Here is a 21225-nt window from a genome sequence, read left to right as displayed (position 1 = left end):
TTATGAGCTTTTCTCTATTTTATAAGCGCCCAATACACAGTACTTTATATATACTGTTAAGCATTATATTTACTGAAAAACTTGTCCGTTATATTTTATTTAAGTTTCATAGTTATTTTAATCAGCACAAAGTAAACGTAATTGAGGCTTTTTTAATGCCTTTTATTACGCTAATTAGTTCATTGTTTATCAATATAAAAGACCACAAAATTAACTTTGAACTTATTTTATATGATTACTACCCGCACCTGCGCTTACCGTACCGTACGTTTATTTATTCAAATATTTTGCGCTTTATCATTCAAAGTGTTTATTTATTATTTTTTAAATACAGACCCAAAAAAAATTCAGTAAGGGAGCGGCTCTCTAATCAGTTTTATAATGGGGTAAGCTACTCACTTAAACAGTTGCGTTGGTTTGATTTAAAGTTAGGGCGAATGCTAAAACGCTTATTGTCAAAAAATGCTAAAGGACCTAAAAAAAGCGCATTTAAGACCATGGCAGATGCCAAAATATGGCAAAATAAACTAATAAAGTATGTGGTTGTGGCCTTTATATTGTTTTTACTGGCTATTTTTATCACCATTCCGTTTAGCTTAGAAGCACAAGCTGTGTTTATTAGTTTTATATTAATAGTGGCTTATGGGCTTAAGCGCGTAAAAGGGCAAATGGCCACGATTGTAATGATCACCCTATCGGTAACCACTTCATCGCGTTATTTGTGGTGGCGTTACACAGAAACCCTAAACTGGGATGACCCTGTTGCGCTTACCTTGGGCGCGGGGTTGCTACTTGCAGAAACCTACGCATGGTTAGTGCTTATTTTAGGCTTTTTCCAAACTATAAACCCGCTTGAGCGCAAACCTGTTCCGTTGCCTGAAAACACCGACTTATGGCCAACAGTTGATGTATACATACCTACTTATAATGAGCCACTGAGTGTTGTGCAGCCAACCACACTTGCGGCCATGAGTATTGATTGGCCCGCAGATAAACTAAACGTGTATATTCTTGATGATGGAAAACGCCCTGAATTTAAAGAGTTTGCTCAGAAAGTGGGAGTCGGTTATTTAACTCGCCCTGATAATAACCACGCTAAAGCCGGTAACATGAACAGCGCCATGCGCTATACCAACGGTGATTACATCGCTATTTTTGATTGCGACCACGTCCCTGCCCGCTCATTTTTACAAATGACCATGGGACAATTTTTAAAAGATAGTAAAGTATGTTTAGTGCAAACACCGCATCACTTTTTTTCTGCGGACCCGTTTGAGCGTAACTTGAATAACCACAGCCAAATACCTAATGAAAACATGCTTTTTTACGGGCTAATTCAAGACGGTAATGACATGTGGGATGCGACCTTTTTTTGTGGCTCATGTGCTGTACTAAAAAGACAAGCACTGGATGATATTGGTGGCTTTGCTTTTGAAACGGTAACTGAAGATGCCCACACTGCTCTGCGTATGCAACGTGCCGGTTATAAAACCGCATATATTAATATCCCTCAAGCTGCAGGGCTTGCTACAGATAGCCTTTCAGCTCATATTGGTCAGCGTATTCGGTGGGCGCGAGGTATGGCGCAAATATTTAGACTCGATAATCCAATTTTAGGTAAAGGGCTCGATATACCTCAGCGCTTATGCTACCTAAACGCCATGTTGCATTTCTTATCAGGCATTCCGCGGATTGTATTTTTAACCGCCCCCTTAGCGCTTATATACTTTAATGCGTACATTATTTATGCCCCATTTTTAGCCATTTTTATTTACGTAGTGCCTACGTTAATACAAATAAAAGCGACCAACTCGCGCATTCAGGGTAAATATCGCTACTCTTTTTGGGGTGAAGTGTATGAGTCTGTGCTTGCGTGGTACATATTAAAGCCAACAACCGTTGCGTTAATAAACCCTAATAAGGGTAAATTTAATGTGACCGAGAAAGGTGGCTTAAACGATAAAGAACATTACGATTGGGGCATATCTAAACCTTACTTGGTACTTTTGCTGATAAACCTAGTCGGCATGCTGGTAGGTATTTTACGCTTAGGCTTTGGCGACCCAAGCCAAGTGGGCGTTTTACTGATAAGCATGGGGTGGGCAATCTACAATATTATTATTCTAGGTGCTGCGGTAGCCGTTGCAGCCGAAGCAAGACAAGTAAGGCAATCACATCGTATTAAGGCGCACTTTCCAGCGGGTGTGCGTTTAGCAAATGGCCATACGTTAAAAGTTAAAATAACTGATTACTCTGATAACGGGGTGGGCATTGAAACAGAACATGCTCACTTATGCCGTGTAAACGATAAAATAGAGCTATTAATGAGCCGCGGTAATAAGCAATTTTCGTTTACAACGTATGTTTGTAACACTCGAAACAAACAAATAGGCTTAACCTTAAAAGATCTTTCGCTCGAAAAGCAAAAAGCATTTATACAATGCACCTTTTCAAGAGCGGATGCATGGCTTGATTGGCAAAATAACTTTCGCCATGACCGCCCTTCTTATAGTTTTAAAGAAGTACAAAAAACAAGTTTAAGAGGATTTAGCAATTTATTGTTTCATGCTCCTAAACCGTTACAACCGTTTGTAAAATTAATGACAAAAATTGTTGTATATATAAACTCTTTCACCCCTAAAAAACCAATAGTGCATAATAATTATGATTAAAAATTTGCTTAATACATTTCTAATACTGTTTATAACATGCAGCGCCCATAAGGCATGTGCTATTGAGCCAATGCACGATAAATCTGTGTTTATAAATGGCTACCCTGAGAGCGCCAACGTATCTAGTTTACGATTAGACTTTGCTGCTTTAGGTTTTAATGGTTACAAGCTAGATGGCATAAACAATAACTCAAGAGTGGATTTTACAAACCGCATTGATAAATTAAGCACCGATTTACAGCTTAATTTTTCTTACACAAACTCGCCATCATTAATTGCTAACGTATCGCATTTAAAAGTGTATTTTAATGAAAACTTAGTCACTGTACTGCCCATCAATGAGCAACTAAGTGTAGTTAAAAATACGGTTAATCATAGCCTTAAACTCAATGCTAAATATGTACAAGACTACAACCAAGTACGCTTTGAGCTTGTGGGCTATTATGATTTACGTTGCCAAGACTACTTTAGCCGCTCTATTTGGACCGAAATTAATAAATCGAGCAATATCACACTTAATCAAAAGCAATTAGCAATAGATAGTCGTTTGGAATATTTACCAGCGCCTTTTTTTGATGCCAAAGATTATAATAAGTTAAGCTTACCGTTTGTGTTTGCAAAAACACCTAACACCAAAACGATTGAAGCGGCAGCCACTTTATCTAGTTGGTTTGGCGCACAAGCTGACTGGCGCGGTGCTGATTTCCCGGTAGTCATTAATAAATCATTAGATACGCACAGCGTTGTTTTTATTACCAACGATTCAAAGCCTGACTTTTTAAAAGATTACCCAGATGTTGAAAAGCCAACCGTTGAGATTATTTCAAACCCACTGCATAGATACAGCAAAATGTTGCTTATTTTGGGCCGTGATGAAGATGATTTAAAAACAGCCGTTACTGGGTTGTCCTTCGGGCACAAAGTAATGACAGGTAGAACTGCAAGCATAGAAGCAATTAACCAACTCCCGCTTCGTAAGCCTTACGACGCCCCGCGTTGGTTACGCGGTGATAGAGCGGTACATTTTGACGAACTAATCGATTTTGATACCCAACTACAAGCACAGGGATTAAATAACGGGCCTGTGAAATTAAATGTACGTTTTGCACCCGATTTATTTACCTGGCGTGAAAAAGGCATTCCCATCACATTACAGTATCGCAGCACGCCCGAGAGTGAGTCTTTGGACTCTCGGTTAAATATGCTGATTAATCAAAAGTTTATTAGTGGTTATTTGTTAGATAATGAGGAATCTACTCTCAGTACGACAAAAACATTATTGCCACTTATTGCTAATACGGACACCACACAAAACGCAGAAAATTTTTCATTAAATGGTATTAATTTAGCCACACGAAACGAACTAAATTTTGATTTTAAATTTGGTGTATTAAAAAAGGGCGAATGTGCAATAGCACCGCCTGGGGGCGAGTTTGGAGTTATTGATGGTAATTCACACATTGATGTAAGTGGTTTTGATCATTACATTGCCCTGCCGGATTTAAACGTATTTGCTAATAGTGGTTTCCCTTACACTAAATATGCCGACTTACAACAAACACTTGTACTTGTTGATCAGCAACCTTCTGCAAAAGCATTAACGTTACTGTTTAATCTTACTGGACATTTTGGTGCTATAACAGGTTACCCAACCCATAGAATGGCCGTTGCCCATTTAAATGAGAACGTTGGTTTAGACGATAAAGATATTCTAGTTATTGCAAAGCCTAACAAGACAGCACAACAACTAGATGAAGATGTGCAAACAAATGTACTTTTAAATAATAATCAGCGCGAAATAAAGCAGGCAATTTATAACGGTGCATACGATGAGCAGACGCCCGACAAAATCCAAGTAAGTGTAAAAAGCAGTGGTGATATGGCGGTCATTACAGCGTATCAATCTCCTTTTGATTCTGAGCGCTCTGTCGTGTCACTCAATGCAACTACCGAAAAAGCTTTTGGCTTAATTGATAAAACCCTTATGGACTCACAAACATTAAGTCAATTAAAAGGCAGTGCCGCAGTTATAAACTCACAAGGTGTTAAAACCATAAAAACTGATGAGCAATACTTTGTAGGCCATATTCCTGTACATACACTGGTGTGGTTCCATTTGTCTGACCACCCGTTTATTTTAGCTCTACTTTCGATATTAACGCTGTTATTGATCTCATTTATTTTATGGCGATTACTGCAAGCACTTACCCATAAACGTTTAGCTGAAGGAGATGAATAATGACATTGCTTAACCGTGCATTATTAATAGTCACATTTTTTAGTTTTTCTGTATCAGCGCAAACACAGCAGTGCGAGCCCTGGCAAGGATGGCAAGTATTTAAAAACCACTTTATTAGTGATGAAGGGCGCGTTATCGACTTAGGCTCAAAGCAAAATATTACCACCTCAGAAGGTCAATCATACGCGCTATTTTTTGCGCTTGTGGCAAATGATAAAGCTGCGTTTGATACTATTTTAGACTGGACGCAAGAGCACCTCTCTGAAGGTGATTTAAGTACACGTTTACCTGCTTGGCAATGGGGCAAAACAGGTAATGACACCACTGGAATTTTAGACTCAAACCCAGCATCAGACTCTGATTTATGGATAGCATATAGTTTATCGCAAGCAGCCATCTTATGGGATGAACGCCGTTATAGTATTTTAGCTGCCGTACTAGCGCAGCGTATTATGCGAGAGGAAACCGCTTATATCTCTGGTTTAGGGCTGACTTTATTACCCGCACCGGCTGGGTTTGAGTATGAAAATAACACCTACAAACTTAACCCTAGCTATTCTCCATTGTTTATTTATCAGCAATTTAGCAAACTATACCCCAATTCCCCGTGGCAGCAACTCCATCAAGCGTCTGCCAAGCTTATTTTAGACACCGCTAAAAACGGCGTTAGTCCTGATTGGGTAATGTATAGCCCTGCAAAAGGCTTTTATCATAATAATAAAGCAACTGACTTAGGCAGCTACAATGCTATTCGGGTTTACTTATGGGCCAGTATGATGGCAGAGGATGCCCCTTACAAAACGCAGCTAAGCGAACAATTTAGTCCTTTTTTAGAGGCTATAAACAGCCGTGGCTATGTGCCTTTAAACACTTATGCAAGCTCTGGCAAAACCCAAAAGCGTGGCCCAGTTGGTTTTAATGCTGCCCTATTGCCAATGCTAAAAGAAAAAGGGAATGATTCGCAGGTTATGGCTATTCAACAAAAGTTGATGGTCGATAAATCATTTACACGAACTCGCTACTACGACAGTGTATTAAATCTATTTGGTAATAGTACACTAAATAAACGCTTTTCAATATCAGCAGACGGGACGCTCAAGCCAATGTGGAGCACTGAATGTCGCTAAAATGGGCTGTTGTTTGTACGTTAGCAGTCAGCGCAAGTGTACATGCTAAAACAAATAATGACATTGATACACGCTCTGTTGAGTGGCTTTTAAGCCAAATCAACATTGGTGAAGTACAAGAAAATAAAGACTTAGTTGCCGATAGCTTACAAAAGCTATTGGCAATAGCGCCTAATCGCATAGAAAGTCAGTGTGCGCTTGCTCGCTATGAATTTGCCAATGGCAAAGCGGGGCAAGCAAATCAAATATTAAGAAAAATAGATAATAGCAATACACAAATTCACCCTTGTATAGAGCAATTACGATTAGTTGCTAGATTAGAAAATGAAGATAAAGCGGACATACAGCAAGCTAAATTACTTGCCCGTGCGGGTCGCTTTGAACGAGCACGTTTAATTTACAATTCTCTTTTTAAAAATGCCTATCCAAGCCTAGCGTTTGAGTTAGAGCATTTAAGTTGGTATGCACAAGATCAGAGCCAATGGCAAAATGTAAAAAAAGGTTACGAAAGGCTGCTACGCACTTATGAAAACATTGGTGCTATAGATATCCCATACGCTCGCCACTTACTCAGAAATAACCCGACTGATGACGCTGCGTTATCTCTTTTAAGCAAATATGGTGCTACCTCTCGTTATAGTAATGAAGTAGAAGCGATTTGGTTAGGTGCTCTATCTAACATGCAATTAAACAGCGCTACTGATAAGCAATTTCAGCGCTACTTTACTGTGTACCCTTTCAGTAGTAAAGGTGAGCTACAGTATCAAGATTTCAAAAAAGATCTTAAAGCGCGACAAAAGCTATTAGCTAATCCGCACTATCAGTTATGGGTGAAAGGAGAAGCATTACTTGAAAAAAACAAGTTAGCTGCCGCAGAGCCCATTTTATTGAAAGCACTCAAAGGGCGCCCAAAAGATGGCGCGATTATGCGCAGCCTTGGCATCTTATACCTGCGAATGGGTGAAAACCAAAAATCATATAATTATTTTACGCGAGCGCAAAGTAACACTGCCGATTTTGCTGAGCGCGAAACATTAAAAGCGCTAGCCACTACAGCTAAATTTTGGCTTTATATCCGTCAAGCAAAAGAAGCTATAAACGAGCGTGAATTTAAAACAGCCAAGCTAAAGCTAGATTTAGCCAAGACCTTAGAACAAGACCCTGCTACTGTTTTGTATAACCGAGGGCTATTACAGTTTGCACAAGGTAACTTCTCTCAGGCGGCAACCATATACCAAACGGTGCTCAAAGGTGATCCTTTAAATAATGGTGCCTTGACCGGGTTATTAGAAATCGCTGAACTGGATAACTCTGAGCAGTCGTTAATCAACTTTTACAATGCTTTATCCAATACGCAAAAAGCACAGCTAAAGAGCGTTTATGAAGCTTCATTGAGTAGCCTGCTTCGCGAAAAAGCACGTCAGTACACCGATTCGGGTGAGGTAGAACTTGCTGAGCAGACTTTAAGAGAGGCCATAGAATTAGCCCCTGAGCAGCCTTGGCTTTATTATGACTTAGCGTTTATTTATCAACAAAATGGGTTAACGCAAAAGGCAAAAACGTTATTTAACAATGTGCTTTGGCAGTTTCCTCTTAATCCACAGTTACGCTACAGCCATGCCCTATTTTTGCGCTCAATAGATGATTACCAAGGTGCTTTAAACACCTTAGAGTATGTACCAGTTAATGAGCGAAATGACGACATAATTACGCTTGAGCAACAGCTTAGGCTGAACGAATCTCTCAGACAAAGTGAGCGCCACTTAAATAGCAAAAATAGAACCACGGCTATTTTTCATTTAAGTAATTTAGAAGCGCAAAATTTAACACCCGTAATGAAAGCCGAGCTATCGCGTAGCTGGTATCAAATAGATGAGAAAAAACACGCTATAAAGTTAATTAATGATGCATTAAATACTGAACCTTCTTTATCACCTTATTGGCATATGCTGTATGGAGAATGGCTACTTGAGCAAAATGAGCGCCCATTTGTAGAGCAATGGTTTACCAATTACAGTTTACCTAGTAATGCCAGTACTGGCGAAATAGAACAGTACGTCAATTTATACACTACATATATTAATGAGTATTACGAAGGCGGCGAACTATTAGCTAAGCTTAACCAGCTTGATCAAAAGTACCCTAGTACCCCCGCAACTACTACGGCATTAATAAATGCTAATTTAGCCCTTGAGCAGCGTGAGTCGGCAATTATTGTTTATCAACAAAAACTAAAAAACAATCAGCCAATTGACCCTCAAGCTATGCTAGCAATAGCAAAAGCTCATAGAGAATTAGGTAACGACTTTCAAGCAAAAGAAGTGACTGAGCGTGCAATAGCGCAAACAGATGATCAGCAGGCCTATTTACAGCGCCAAATTATGGCATCGTTAAATGACTTTAATTACGCAGGTGATGCGTTAGCTTTAGCCAATCAATTAATAGCTAAATCACCCAATGATAAAGAGCTTAGTTATTTGGGCGCTGAAGTTGCCCGAAACTTTAATGAACACGACCAAGCTAAGCAATGGTATTTAAAAACACTATCGAGCGAGCAACGCCTAAACGATGAATCGTTTTACAAACAAATTGCGCGTATAGATGAAAATGATGCGTGGTATATCAATGGTGCTAAACGCGAGCTTATAAATGAGCAAAGCAAAAACCAAGCATACATTGCCATTGGGGTTAACTTTAGTGGCCAAACAAGTACAGAAAGCGAAGCGACGCTTGGCGCTGGCTTAGTCCCTATTGAGGCCTATTTTCCACTTTGGCAAGGTCAAGGGTTTATTAAAATAGATCCAACTAGCATCAGTGCACAAACAACGCGCTTTGATGAGCAATTTGCTGGAAGCCGCTACGGCCAAGGTGCACTGTGTATATTTACCTGCGGCATTGATGAGGTTAGCCCTGAGCAAGATGGGGTCGATATAGGTATTGGCTGGCAAAATGAAAATTGGCGTGTTGATGTGGGTACTACCCCACTTGGCTTTTTGATTGAAGACATAGTATGGGGTGTAAACTACGCAAACAGCATTGGCGATTTTGGCTATAGCCTAGAGCTCGAAAAACGCCCTGTAACTAGCTCTGTGCTCTCTTATGCTGGCCTTGAGGATGTAAATACCGGTGAAATTTGGGGCGGCGTGCGCTCAACTGGCCTAACGGCCAATCTATCTCATGATTTAGGTGGCGATTGGGGCTTTTGGTCAAGCGCCGACTTTACGCTTTATAAAGGTCAAAATGTTAAAGATAACCAACGCTATAGAGTAATGGGTGGGTCGTATTATCGCGTTATTAGCAATCAAGAACGCGAATTTACTGTCGGCGCAAGCCTATTGCATTGGGCGTATCAGTATAATTTAAGTGAAGAAACATGGGGTCACGGCGGTTACTATAGTCCTCAAAACTACGTTGGGTTATCACTACCTTTAAGCTACGATGCGCGCTGGGGCGATGATTTTGTTTATCGCTTAAAAACAGGTATATCGTACTCGCAAACGAAAACCCAAGCGATTGACTTTTATCCCAACGACACAGACTTGCAACTACAAGCCTACGATAGAGAGTCGATAACTGGGGTAGACCCTGTATTTGAGAGTGATGACAGCGCAGGCATCTCATACAATCTCGAAGGAAGTTTTGAATACCGTATAACGCCGCATTGGTTTTTTGGTGGTTACTTAGCAATTGACCGCTCTGATTTTTATGAGCCCAACTTTGGTCAGCTCTATATTCGCTATTACTTCAATCCTGTGTACGGGACGTTAGAGTTCCCTGGCACCCCAATTGTTCCTTATGCAGACTTTTAACGCAGCGCAAGGTGATACATCGCGAATGCTTCCCCTCGCACTAAGGTATATGTATACTTGAGCCCAATTGTAACTAGGATAAGGGTGTGTCTCTTACCTTGTGGTGTTACTACCATTTAGCAAATCATTATCTTAGCTACAAATAATATACAGAATGGTCGAGCGTTTAAGTGTTTAAAAAACACTCAAACTGCTAAAGCAAAAAATTATAAGGCCATTACAACAATTCTTAAAGTTAGGAAGTAAATATGAGTTCAGCTCCAGATAGTGGTTGGTTTGGCCACCCTAAAGGACTTTCAACATTGTTCTTCACTGAAATGTGGGAACGAATGAGTTACTACGGCATGCGAGCGATGCTCGTATTGTTTATGACAGCAAGCTTACAACAAGAAGGCTTAGGCTTTACTGTTGCATCAGCTGCTGCAATTTATGGTTTATACACAGGCGCGGTATACTTTTTAGGTTTACCAGGTGGTTGGCTTGCCGATAGATTATTCGGTGGTCAAAAAGCGGTGTGGTATGGCGGTATAATAATTATGTGTGGCCATATTATTTTGGCCGTTCCACATGAATATTCATTTTTTATTGGTTTAATATTTGTAGCAACAGGTACTGGTTTACTTAAACCAAATATCAGCGCTATGGTAGGCCAATTATACAGTGATGCTGATGAGCGCCGCGATGGCGGTTACGCTATATACTACATGGGTATTAACTTAGGTTCTTTAATTGGTTATTACGTATGTGGTTACTTTATGGAAAACGTTGGCTGGCACTGGGCATTTGGTGCTGCAGCTGTAGGTATGGCGATTGGCTTAATCCAATATAAACGTACATTAAACAACCTACCTGAGCACAGCGCACTACCTGCTAACCCATTAAGCCCTCAAGGTACTACACGCACATGGGGTGCAATTGCATTGTTTGTTGCTGTTGTTACTGGCGTTACAGTAGCCGCTATGACGGGTGTTATTACCATAAACCCGTCGGTTGTAGCCGGTTACACAGCCGTTATATTTACTGTTATATTTTTTGTATACTTTGGCCTTATTTACTTTAAAGGCAATTTAACTGGTGAAGAAAAACAAAGAATGTGGGCACTATTTTTAGTGTGTGTTGCCTCTGCGTGTTTTTGGTCTGGTTTTGAGCAAGCGGGTTCATCACTTAACCTATTTGCTCGTGATTACACAGACCGCCTTATCGGTACGTTTGAAATTCCAACTACATGGTTTCAATCTTTAAACTCACTGTTTATTATTGTACTGTCGCCGTTTTTCGCAGCGCTTTGGATTAATTTATCTAAGAAAATGATCTCGCCAACTTACAGCGTTAAATGTGCACTTGGCTTGATTATTATGGCTTCTGGCTTTTTAGTCATGTTCATGGCTGCTCAGTACGCTGCTGAAGGATTAAAAGTGGCGCCTTATTGGCTTGTTACTACTTACTTTTTACATACAGTGGGTGAGCTTTGTTTAAGCCCTGTAGCATTAAGTGCGGTAAGCAAATTATCACCTCGCCGTTATACAGGCCAGTTAATGGGTGTATTTGTATTAACCTACTCTATTGGTAATGTTATCTCGGGCATACTTGCGGGTAACTTTGATCCGAATAACGTTCAAGAAATCCCTAACTTATATTTACAAATCGCCTTATTCAGCATTGGCGTTGGTATTGTTTTAGTACTAATGAGCTTTAAAGCGAAAGTATGGGAAAAACAAGGCCTGGAAGAAAAAACCGCATAATATTGCACGTTTAATTACGCGTAATACTACTTATAATTTCCCCCATAGCCGCTATGGGGGAAATTTTCTCAAACTTCTATATCACCTCGCTGTAAACTGCTATTATCTGCTGATTAATTTTTAACTTGTCTCAGGGACGCAGTACATGCGCTTGTTAACTTTATATCGCACCCCATTTTTAATTTTTTGTATTTTTTTATTATCTGCCTGTGGTGGTTCAGACGATCAAGTTACAACTAACCCTAACGATCCAGTCGAGCCAGAGCCAAGCGAGTTAACCGTATCTTCAACTACCGGTTTAGATGTCAGCCTTGATGAAGGAAGCTTTTTGCTGACTGTACCCGCCAATGCTGTTTCTCAAAGTACTGAGCTTACCTACGAAAAAACAGTATTAGATGATGCCAATGCACTGTTAAATATTATCTCAGATATACACCTACTGACCCCTAGTACGTTTTCTTTTAGTAATCCAATAACAATTACCATAAAAATACCTGATGATTACCAATTAGGTGGCCAGCTATTTATTGCCAGTCAATCGGACGATTCTTGGACAATTATTGAAAACTCTTTTGTTGAAGATGGCTTTATCAGTGCACAAGTAACAACTCTGGGTACCTTCGCTATAATGATGCAACGTAAAGAGGCCTTTGCTGCTATTGGCCCAACGTGTGACAGCACTGCAACAGAACAATCAGTAAGGTTTATTCACGTTGCCGACTTACATGCTCGATTCGGTTATGAAGAGCAATACTTTAGCCGCATAAAAGCCTACTACAACCAAGTACTTGCACAAACGCCGCATACCCTTTTTACCAACGGGGGTGATGACTACGAAAAAGGCACGGTTGCTGAGCAACTATCACAAGGTAGCGCTACAGAAGAAGCCATTAAAGCCATGCAGTTTGATTTACGTGTGGTAGGTAATCACGACTATGCATGGGGACCTGAAAAATTATTAAGCTATTCACAAGATGACAATGCCATTGTGCTTGCCAGTAATACGCGCTACGAAGGTGAACAATTACAAGATTTTGCCGCTGTAGGCTTCGCTAAAGTACAAGTGGGCTGTGTGACCTTGGGCGTATTCGGCATGACCTCTGTACCATGGAACGAACTAGATGAGCCGATAGATGATGAGCCCATTCCTGATTTTATCCAACAATTTAAAATGAGCTGGCAGTGGCAACAAATAGCACAAAGTATAATAAGCCAGTATCAAGACGACGTTGATTATATGGTAATGCTAAGCCATTTAGGTGAAGGCTTAGATATTGATATGGCAACCGATGTAAGCGGTATAGACTTAGTATTAGGCGGCCATACTCATGGCGGAGAAAGTTATAATACGCTCGAGAACGGCGCTGTGGTTATTCAGCCAGATTTTTATGCTAAAGGCATTACCGATGTTACCCTGACATTTAATCTGCAAGATAAGACATCGCCAACGATAGATTACAGCACCATTGAAACTGACAGCGTTAGCGAACGTGATGAAGCAACAAAACGTGCCATCGACGAAATTATGGGGCGTTATGCGCCTGATGCAAACACAGAAATTGCTATTTCTGAAAATTACCCAAGTAGTATCGAGCTTGCAGAAATAACGGCATTAGCTGCAGCCCATGCTAGTGATATAACGGCCGCACTGCTCAACCCTGAGTTAGTACAAACAAGGTGGACACCCGGGACTGTAACACAAGAAGACTTTCATAAAGCCTACTATGTTGAGCGCCAGCCCTCTAACACACCCGGTTTTAATTCGTTATATAGCGTAACGGTTACTGGGAGCGATTTAAACACCATGTTTGCCAGTCAACCCGATTGGCTTTTACTCAAACCAGACAATATACAAGCGGCGAGCACCTATCAAGTTGCTTTATTTAAAGGGGCAGCGCTTAATCCTGAATTATTTTTTAATGGCGTCAACTTTTTAAACGTAGAAGCCATTGACGAAGCATGGTGGTTACTTGATCAATATGCGCGCTTTAGAACCAGCCAATGCCTATACCTAGATACCGATAATCGACTCTTTTCATGTGATGAACAAAACAACGTAACTGTGTGGAATTTTGACGATGCTAACAACCCTTTAACACCAGATTATGGTCCTTCGGTATTGAGCTACTTTGACCCTGAGCAAACAAACTGGGGCCCTGAGGAAACTCAATATAGTACCACGCAAGCGCTTGGTATTTCTGATTTTGCTGATGGCAGCTCAGGTGTATTGGCGTTTTCACGCCACGCGCCTACTGAGGGGCTATTAATAACCCTCAATACACCTGCCAATGGTGATTATGCAAGCGAAGGTATGGTTTCTGACTACACCTTAGTAATGGACTTATACTGGCCTGAAGAAGGTAAAGATATTTATCGCGCTATCATGCAAGCAAACACACAGGATTACCTCACTGATGATGCCGATATGTTTATCGACCCAACGGGCGGTTACGGTAAATCAACCAGTGATAGTGGTTATTTTGGGCAAACAGAGCCTGAAAACTGGCACCGTGTAGCATTTGTATTTTATACCGCCCCCAGCAATGGGGTATTTGAAGTGTACATTGACGGCGAGCTTGCTGGTGTTAAAGAAGACGGTGAAATAAATAACACCTGGGCATTAACATCAGCTGTTTTACTCTTTACAGATAACAACTTTGAGACAGTACCTGGTTATTTAAACGCCCTTTTATATGCTGGGCGCGCCCTGAGTCGAGACGAAATTAAAAGCATGGGCAGCGCTCAATCAAAGCTTACGTTTACCCCTACAACACGGGTATTAAACCAAGCTATTGAGCGCCATTACCAAGCAGCACCCACGGTAAAACCTAACCTTTGGCTCGAGCAGCGCAACAAGTTTTTTAACAATCGCACACAAAGTGTAAACAATTAAGTACAAAAAACAATACGTAACCACATTTTTAAAAGAGGTTTTATTTTTATAAAACCTCTTTTTTATTTATTTAAATCAGCACCTTAAACTTTAATAAACTAAAATTATCAAGCTAATTTATACTTGTTTACGCTAAAGCGTAAGGTATAAACCTACTGACCCATTAAACGTCTTATTAAATTTACAGTTTACTCAAATGCTAAATCTGCCCCCCCTCTTCCCCAAATCCAAAATCTAGTTGATTATCTAGCTCAACACGACAACAACACATAATCGCAGTAGCAATATTTATTGCAGGAGTAATAAAAATGAGTGAAGCAAATAATCCACTAGGTTTAGTTGGTATTGAGTTTACTGAATACGCAACACCTGATGCAGACTACATGGATAAAGTGTTTACTGATTTTGGTTTTTCAAAATTAAAAAAATTTAAAGGCAAAGATATTGTCTACTACAACCAAAACGACATTCACTTTTTACTAAATAACGAACGCGATGGCTTTTCTGCTGAATTTGCAAAAAGTCATGGACCAGCAATTTGCTCTATGGGTTGGCGCGTAAACGATGCACAGCATGCATTTGAAACAGCTGTGGCAAGGGGTGCAAAACCCGCAACCGATTCTACCCATAAAGACTTACCTTATCCCGCAATTTACGGTATTGGCGACAGCCTAATTTACTTTATTGAGCAATTTGGTGATAAGGGGTCTATTTATGAGTCTGACTTTGACGATTTATCATCTCCAAATGTAGTTGAAGATAAAGGCTTTATTCGTATAGATCACTTAACTAATAACGTTTATAAAGGCACTATGGAAACATGGGCAAACTTTTACAAAGACGTGTTTGGTTTTACAGAAGTACGCTACTTCGATATTAAAGGGCAAAAAACAGCGTTGCTATCGTATGCACTTAAATCGCCCTGTGGCACCTTCTCAATTCCTATTAATGAAGGTAAAGGCAATAACAACAATCAAATTGATGAGTACTTAGGCGAATATAATGGCCCTGGTGTACAACATCTCGCGTTTTTAACTGACGATTTAGTAAGCTCACTTGATAAGCTTGATAAATCGACCATTGCTACTTTAGACATTATTCCTGAGTACTACGACACTATTTTTGACCGTGTGCCTTGGGTTGCAGAAGACAAAGAAAAAATTCGCGAGCATCAAATATTAGTCGATAGCCAAAGTGAAAATTGCTACCTATTACAAATTTTCTCTAAAAACTTATTTGGACCTATTTTCATAGAAATGATCCAGCGTGTAGATGACGGTGGTTTTGGTGAAGGTAATTTCCAAGCATTGTTTGAGTCAATTGAGCGAGACCAAGAGCGTCGCGGCGTTTTATAACTTTTTTTGAGTAAATTAAAAGCAGCGATCTTCGCTGCTTTTTGTCGTTTTAATATTTAAAAAGTAGGGTGCAAGATACAAGTATGCTTAAATAAATGCATGCACCTCACATCAAACCTAAAGGATAAGTAATGAGCCAAATTAACGAAACCCACGACATTAATTTAACCAGCTGGGTAGAGTCGGCCAATATTAAAGGCTGTGACTTCCCGATTCAAAATTTACCTTTTGCAGAATTTCGTACTAAAAACACAAATGAGGAATTCAGAGGCGGGGTTGCTATTGGCGATCAGGTTATTGATTTAGCAAAATTGAGCCGCTTAAACATTTTTACCGGTGATGCTAAAACAGCCCTTGATGCAGCAAGCGAATCAACATTAAATACATTTATGGGTTTAGGTAGTCAGTATTGGTCAGCACTTCGTTTAGCACTTTCAAAGGCATTACGCGAAGGCGCACAGCAACAAAAAGACATGCGAAGTACCCTTATTGCGCAAGCTGATATAGAGTTTTCACTGCCATGTCGTATTGGTGATTACACCGACTTTTATACCTCAATTTACCATGCAACGGCCGTTGGCAGTTTATTCCGCCCTGATAACCCGCTTTTACCAAACTATAAATGGGTGCCGATTGGCTATCATGGTCGCTCATCATCTATTGATGTATCGGGGCAAACGTTTCACCGCCCTAAAGGGCAAACTAAAGCCCCCGATGCAGATACCCCCTCATTTGGCCCATGTAAACGCCTAGATTATGAGTTAGAGCTCGGCATTTACTTAGGCAAAGGTAATGCACTGGGTGATGCTATCGCCATTGAAAACGCTGAAAACCATGTATTTGGTTTTTGTGTATTTAACGATTGGTCGGCACGAGATTTACAAGCATGGGAATACCAACCATTAGGTCCGTTTTTAGCTAAAAACTTTGCCTCAACCGTATCGCCTTGGATTGTTACCACTGAAGCACTGGCGCCTTTTAGAACGGCGTGGACACGTGATGAAAACGACCCGCAACCAATGCCGTACCTAGAATCTGCAGCTAACCGCGAGCAAGGTGCGTTTGATATTCAAATGGATGTTAAAATTCAGACTCAAAAAATGCGTGATGAAAACCACCAACCCACGCAGGTCTCTGCCTCAAGCTTTAAACATTCATACTGGACAGTGGCGCAAATGGTGGCTCATCACACAGTAAATGGCTGTAACTTTATGCCCGGTGACATGCTCGGCTCTGGCACGCAGTCAGGCCCTACACATGAAGAAGCGGGTTCTTTATTAGAGCTTTCTCGTGGTGGAAAAGAAAAAATAACCCTGAGTAATGGTGAGCAACGCAGCTTTTTAGAAGATGGCGATAATGTAATTATGCGCGGCTGGTGTGAAAGAGAAGGCTTTGCACGTATTGGTTTTGGCAGCGTAGAAAGTACTGTATTACCCGCTAAATAACTATTGATTATGATGTTTCAATAAAACACGAGCAATAAAAAAGCCACCTAATTAAATTAGGTGGCTTTTTTTATACTTATAGTACGCTATTTAATTAAAGTTCCTTTTCAACTTCATCAAATAGCGAAGTAATGTTTTGCGCTGGTTCTTTCGTCGCTAAACTTACCACTACAATTGCAATACTTGCCAAAATAAAGCCAGGTACAATTTCGTACATGTAACTACTTAAGCTTTGTCCATCAATCATAAATGGTGAGTAAATCCAAAACAGAACCGTACCAGCACCTACCACCATACCTGCTAGAGCGCCTTCAAAGTTCATGCGTTTCCAGTACAAGCTAAATAGAACCAGTGGGCCAAATGCCGCCCCAAAACCTGCCCATGCATTACTTACTAAGCTTAATATTGAGCTGTCTCTATCATACGCTAAGTAAATCGCACACAGTGCAACCGCAGCAACACTAACGCGCCCTACAGTAACAAGCTCAGTGTCGCTTGCTTCTTTGCGTAAAAACGTTTTATAAAAATCTTCTGTTAATGAGCTTGAGCTAACAAGTAACTGAGAAGAAATAGTACTCATGATTGCAGCTAAAATAGCCGCCAATAAAAAACCAGCAATTAATGGGTGGAATAATAATTCAGAAAGAATTAAGAAAATGGTTTCAGGGTCGTCAACAACAATGTTGTTTTCGTATGTATACGCGGCACCAAATAAACCAGTACCCACAGCACCAATCGCTGCAACTATCATCCATGTCATACCGATACGGCGAGCCGTTGGCATGTCTTTTACGCTGCGCACAGACATAAAACGCACAATAATATGAGGTTGACCAAAGTAGCCTAAGCCCCATGCCATTGCCGAAATTATACCTAGTGCAGAGCCTGCGCCTATCCAATTAAGCATATCTGGATTAACACTATGGAGCGTCGACTCTAGCGGTTGCTCTAATAAAGAGTAAGCAACAGTTGGTACAAGTATCAAGGCGATAAACATAATACAGCCTTGCACAAAGTCCGTTAAGCTAACAGCTAAAAAGCCACCAAATAAGGTATATAAAACAACAACACCAGTGGTGATGTATAAACCCATTTCGTAACTTAAGCCAAATGAGCTTTCAAACAATTTACCGCCTGCTACAACACCCGATGATGTATAAAGCGTAAAGAAAACAATAATTACTACCGCAGAAACTACACGTAAAAGGTTTGATTTATCATTAAAACGATTAGAGAAGTAGTCTGGAATGGTGATTGAATCGCTTGCTTTTTCAGTGTAAACACGCAAACGAGGCGCAACTAAAAAGTAGTTTAACCACGCACCAATAACCAAACCAATTGCTATCCATGTGCTACTAAAGCCAGTAACGAACATTGCGCCGGGTAAACCCATTAGAATCCAACCGCTCATATCCGATGCGCCAGCAGATAATGCTGCAACACTTGGAGATAAGCTACGCCCACCCAGCATATAACCCGATACATCACTTGTAGACTGTTTGTATGCATAAAGTCCAATGCCAAGCATGACTACAAAATACAATGCCAGTGAAATAATCATTCCTGTTTCCAAATTCGCCTCCACAAAGTTGTATAAAACAGGCTTTTAATCCTAATAATGACTCTTAAAATATTATAATAAAGACACTATTGGGGTAAAAACCATCCGTCTTGACTATATCATGCTTAAAGGTGATAACTCCAACTTGTTACACTGGAGTGAACAAAAAACAGCCTTATTGACTATTTAACCCTCAAACACCCGATATATGGTAAATTTATTTACATATATAGCTAATTTTTAATAACAATTCATTAAATCAATAATAATTACCTAATGCTATTTAGAGTGTTTTCCCATATATTATAGCCATTGCTATTTATTATTAATTTGTACGGAACTATTTATGTATTTTTATGCTGCACGCCAACCTATTTTAGACCGCGAAAAGGAGCTTGTTGGTTACGAGTTATTATTTCGTGATGGCGTGGATAATGTATTTCCAGACATAGACGGTGACGAAGCAACAACGAAGCTAATCGAAGGAAGTCAATTTAATTTTGGTTTAGAAGATTTGACTGGCAATAAGCCCGCCTATATTAACTTTACTCTGGAAACTTTGCTAAAAGGTTACCCTACGATGTTAGGGAAAGAGACGGTTGTTGTAGAAATCCTTGAAACAGTGCAACCAGGTAAACGTTTACTCGCTATAGTCAAAGACCTAAACGAAAAAGGCTATACACTGGCACTAGATGACTATGTTCATCAGCCTGTATGGCGCCATTTTTACCCGTTTATCAATATTATAAAAATAGACTTTTTAACCACTGACGAAAGTGCAATAAAAACCATAATTAACGATATTAAAGCCTATCCACACATCAAGCTTTTAGCTGAAAAAGTAGAAACCTATGAGGCTTATAACTTAGCCCTTGAGCTTGGGTTTGAGTATTTTCAGGGGTTCTTTTTTTCAAAGCCTGAAATGGTACAAAGTAAAGCGCTACCGCCATCAGAAATGGCATTAGCAGAGCTACTTTACGAAACCTCATCTGTTGAAATGGATCTTAAAAAGATCACCGATGTGTTTGAACGTGATGTAAATCTATCATACAAGTTATTGCGTTATTCAAACTCTGCTGCGTTTGCACGCAGAGCAGAAATAAACACAATTAAACAAGCACTCATCGTACTTGGCGCTAACGAAATTAAAAAGCTGTTATCTTTGCTATTTGCAGCGCAAGTATCGGCGGATAAACCCGTAGAGCTAATCAGGCTTTCGCTAACGCGTGCACGTTTTGGCGAACTACTTGCTATTTCTCATGGTCAGTTTAAAGACACCGGTATGGCCTTTTTAACCGGCATGATGTCGCTTATGGATGCCATTTTAGACGAAACCATGGAAAGCGTTATGCAAAAGCTTCCGCTTTCTGCAGAGATCAAAGCAGCGCTCTTAAATGACGAAGGCCTGCTTGCTCAGTATCTAAACTTGGTTAAGTTTTATGAGCACGCAGACTGGGAAGCCGCCAACGAAATTGCTAAACAGTTAAATTTAGGCGAAGAAGTGGCCAATGCATACCATGACGCCCTAACCTGGGTAAATGAGCAAATGCAGCTGATGGTTAAAGAATAATAAACACGTGCTCGTTTATTTAAGCTCAAATTACACATAAAAAATGCCAGCAATTGCTGGCATTTTTTATGGCTATTATTTATAAGCTTTCTAAGAAGTCTTCATCAAAGTCTTCAGGCTCTTCTTTAATTGGCGGGTTGCCATCGTATAGCTCATAAAGCTGACGCTGAAAGTATATGTCTTTAACAAACAAATACGGATCAAGTGAGTCATTAAGTAGGCCTTCTTGCGGGATAAGTGCCGCACGAGCTTCAACCGCTTTTAGCGCAAACACCAAAATAGTTTGCGGCGTAGTCAACGCGATTTCTGGTAACACAAAGTTATCGACTACATCGCCTGTTAAGTTGCGTGCTGTTGTCGGACCCATTGCTGGCAACATAATATATGCACCATCACCAACGCCCCACACGCCCAATGTTTGGCCAAAATCTTCATCTACAAGCTCAAGTCCTAATGAGCTTGCAACATCAAAAATACCAAATACGCCTACCGTAGAGTTAACTAAAAAACGCGCTAAACTCACGCCTGCGTTACCCGCCTTACCTTGCAGCCCCGCGTTTATCATATCAACAGGCGCACTAATATTATCGGTAAAGTTAACAATACCATTGCGTACAGGTACAGGGGTCACTTCTACATACCCTACAGCTACAGGGCGTAAAATATAAGCATCTAAAATGTCCATATTAAAGTCGTACAATGGACGGTTAATGCTTTGCAGCGGGTCTCGCTCATCAACTTTGTTTTCTGGTACTTGTGCACATCCGGCTAGCACCAATAAACATAAAAAAGTAAAACTATGCTTTAACATC

Annotated in this window: 11 protein-coding genes; 9 read left to right on the top strand and 2 right to left on the bottom strand. The window is 40.3% G+C overall.

What is annotated here, in order from left to right; translation table 11 throughout:
- Positions 1 to 2 precede the first annotated feature (2 nt).
- The 8 genes from bcsA (at position 3) to fahA (ending at position 17282) form a co-directional block, all read left to right on the top strand.
- On the top strand, positions 3 to 2672 hold the full coding sequence (bcsA, locus tag CWC17_RS05960; RefSeq protein WP_138540845.1) for a UDP-forming cellulose synthase catalytic subunit: 2670 nt from the start codon (positions 3 to 5) through the stop codon (positions 2670 to 2672).
- On the top strand, positions 2665 to 4911 hold the full coding sequence (gene bcsB, locus CWC17_RS05955) for a cellulose biosynthesis cyclic di-GMP-binding regulatory protein BcsB (RefSeq protein ID WP_138612343.1): 2247 nt from the start codon (positions 2665 to 2667) through the stop codon (positions 4909 to 4911). The genes bcsA and bcsB overlap by 8 nt, the downstream gene beginning before the upstream one ends.
- Positions 4911 to 6038 carry a cellulose synthase complex periplasmic endoglucanase BcsZ gene (gene bcsZ / locus CWC17_RS05950; protein ID WP_138612342.1) on the top strand — a complete coding sequence of 376 codons (1128 nt, stop codon included), beginning with the start codon at positions 4911 to 4913 and terminating at the stop codon, positions 6036 to 6038. Before bcsB ends, bcsZ begins: the two co-directional genes overlap by 1 nt.
- Positions 6029 to 9847: a cellulose synthase subunit BcsC-related outer membrane protein gene (locus tag CWC17_RS05945; protein WP_138612341.1), complete on the top strand. Its 3819-nt coding sequence runs from the start codon at positions 6029 to 6031 to the stop codon at positions 9845 to 9847. The genes bcsZ and CWC17_RS05945 overlap by 10 nt, the downstream gene beginning before the upstream one ends.
- Positions 9848 to 10095: 248 nt before the next feature.
- Positions 10096 to 11589 (top strand): peptide MFS transporter, encoded by a 1494-nt coding sequence (locus CWC17_RS05940; RefSeq protein WP_138540841.1) that lies wholly within the window; start codon positions 10096 to 10098, stop codon positions 11587 to 11589.
- Positions 11590 to 11734: 145 nt separating this feature from the next.
- Positions 11735 to 14482: a metallophosphoesterase gene (locus tag CWC17_RS05935; protein WP_138612340.1), complete on the top strand. Its 2748-nt coding sequence runs from the start codon at positions 11735 to 11737 to the stop codon at positions 14480 to 14482.
- A 308-nt stretch (positions 14483 to 14790) separates the two neighbouring features.
- Positions 14791 to 15837 carry a 4-hydroxyphenylpyruvate dioxygenase gene (hppD, locus tag CWC17_RS05930; RefSeq protein WP_138612339.1) on the top strand — a complete coding sequence of 349 codons (1047 nt, stop codon included), beginning with the start codon at positions 14791 to 14793 and terminating at the stop codon, positions 15835 to 15837.
- Between the two features lie 131 nt (positions 15838 to 15968).
- Entirely contained in the window at positions 15969 to 17282 is a 1314-nt protein-coding gene (gene fahA / locus CWC17_RS05925; RefSeq protein ID WP_138612338.1) for a fumarylacetoacetase, read from the top strand.
- Between the two features lie 94 nt (positions 17283 to 17376).
- Here the strand turns inward: fahA and putP are convergent, their stop codons facing one another.
- Positions 17377 to 18855, bottom strand: a complete 1479-nt coding sequence (putP, locus tag CWC17_RS05920; RefSeq protein WP_138612337.1) for a sodium/proline symporter PutP — start codon at positions 18853 to 18855, stop codon at positions 17377 to 17379.
- Positions 18856 to 19189: 334 nt separating this feature from the next.
- Between putP and CWC17_RS05915 the strand changes: the two genes are divergently transcribed.
- Entirely contained in the window at positions 19190 to 20413 is a 1224-nt protein-coding gene (locus tag CWC17_RS05915; RefSeq protein WP_138612336.1) for an EAL and HDOD domain-containing protein, read from the top strand.
- A gap of 79 nt (positions 20414 to 20492) precedes the next feature.
- Here CWC17_RS05915 and CWC17_RS05910 read toward each other — a convergent pair whose 3' ends face one another.
- Positions 20493 to 21224 (bottom strand): MlaA family lipoprotein, encoded by a 732-nt coding sequence (locus CWC17_RS05910; RefSeq protein WP_138540836.1) that lies wholly within the window; start codon positions 21222 to 21224, stop codon positions 20493 to 20495.
- Between the last annotated feature and the right edge of the window lies 1 nt (position 21225).

The organism is Pseudoalteromonas sp. S3785 (assembly GCF_005887365.1).
GTDB lineage: Bacteria > Pseudomonadota > Gammaproteobacteria > Enterobacterales > Alteromonadaceae > Pseudoalteromonas.
The sequence above is the reverse complement of the archived record's forward strand: the minus strand, read 5'-3'. Positions and strand labels throughout refer to the sequence as shown.

What these genes read in the sequence shown, in the direction of transcription:
- bcsA (WP_138540845.1), top strand. Translation starts at nt 3, where the DNA reads ATGAGCTTTTCTCTATTTTATAAGCGCCCAATACACAGTACTTTATAT.
- bcsB (WP_138612343.1), top strand. Translation starts at nt 2,665, where the DNA reads ATGATTAAAAATTTGCTTAATACATTTCTAATACTGTTTATAACATGC.
- bcsZ (WP_138612342.1), top strand. Translation starts at nt 4,911, where the DNA reads ATGACATTGCTTAACCGTGCATTATTAATAGTCACATTTTTTAGTTTT.
- CWC17_RS05945 (WP_138612341.1), top strand. Translation starts at nt 6,029, where the DNA reads ATGTCGCTAAAATGGGCTGTTGTTTGTACGTTAGCAGTCAGCGCAAGT.
- CWC17_RS05940 (WP_138540841.1), top strand. Translation starts at nt 10,096, where the DNA reads ATGAGTTCAGCTCCAGATAGTGGTTGGTTTGGCCACCCTAAAGGACTT.
- CWC17_RS05935 (WP_138612340.1), top strand. Translation starts at nt 11,735, where the DNA reads ATGCGCTTGTTAACTTTATATCGCACCCCATTTTTAATTTTTTGTATT.
- hppD (WP_138612339.1), top strand. Translation starts at nt 14,791, where the DNA reads ATGAGTGAAGCAAATAATCCACTAGGTTTAGTTGGTATTGAGTTTACT.
- fahA (WP_138612338.1), top strand. Translation starts at nt 15,969, where the DNA reads ATGAGCCAAATTAACGAAACCCACGACATTAATTTAACCAGCTGGGTA.
- CWC17_RS05915 (WP_138612336.1), top strand. Translation starts at nt 19,190, where the DNA reads ATGTATTTTTATGCTGCACGCCAACCTATTTTAGACCGCGAAAAGGAG.
- CWC17_RS05910 (WP_138540836.1), bottom strand. Translation starts at nt 21,224, where the DNA reads ATGTTAAAGCATAGTTTTACTTTTTTATGTTTATTGGTGCTAGCCGGA.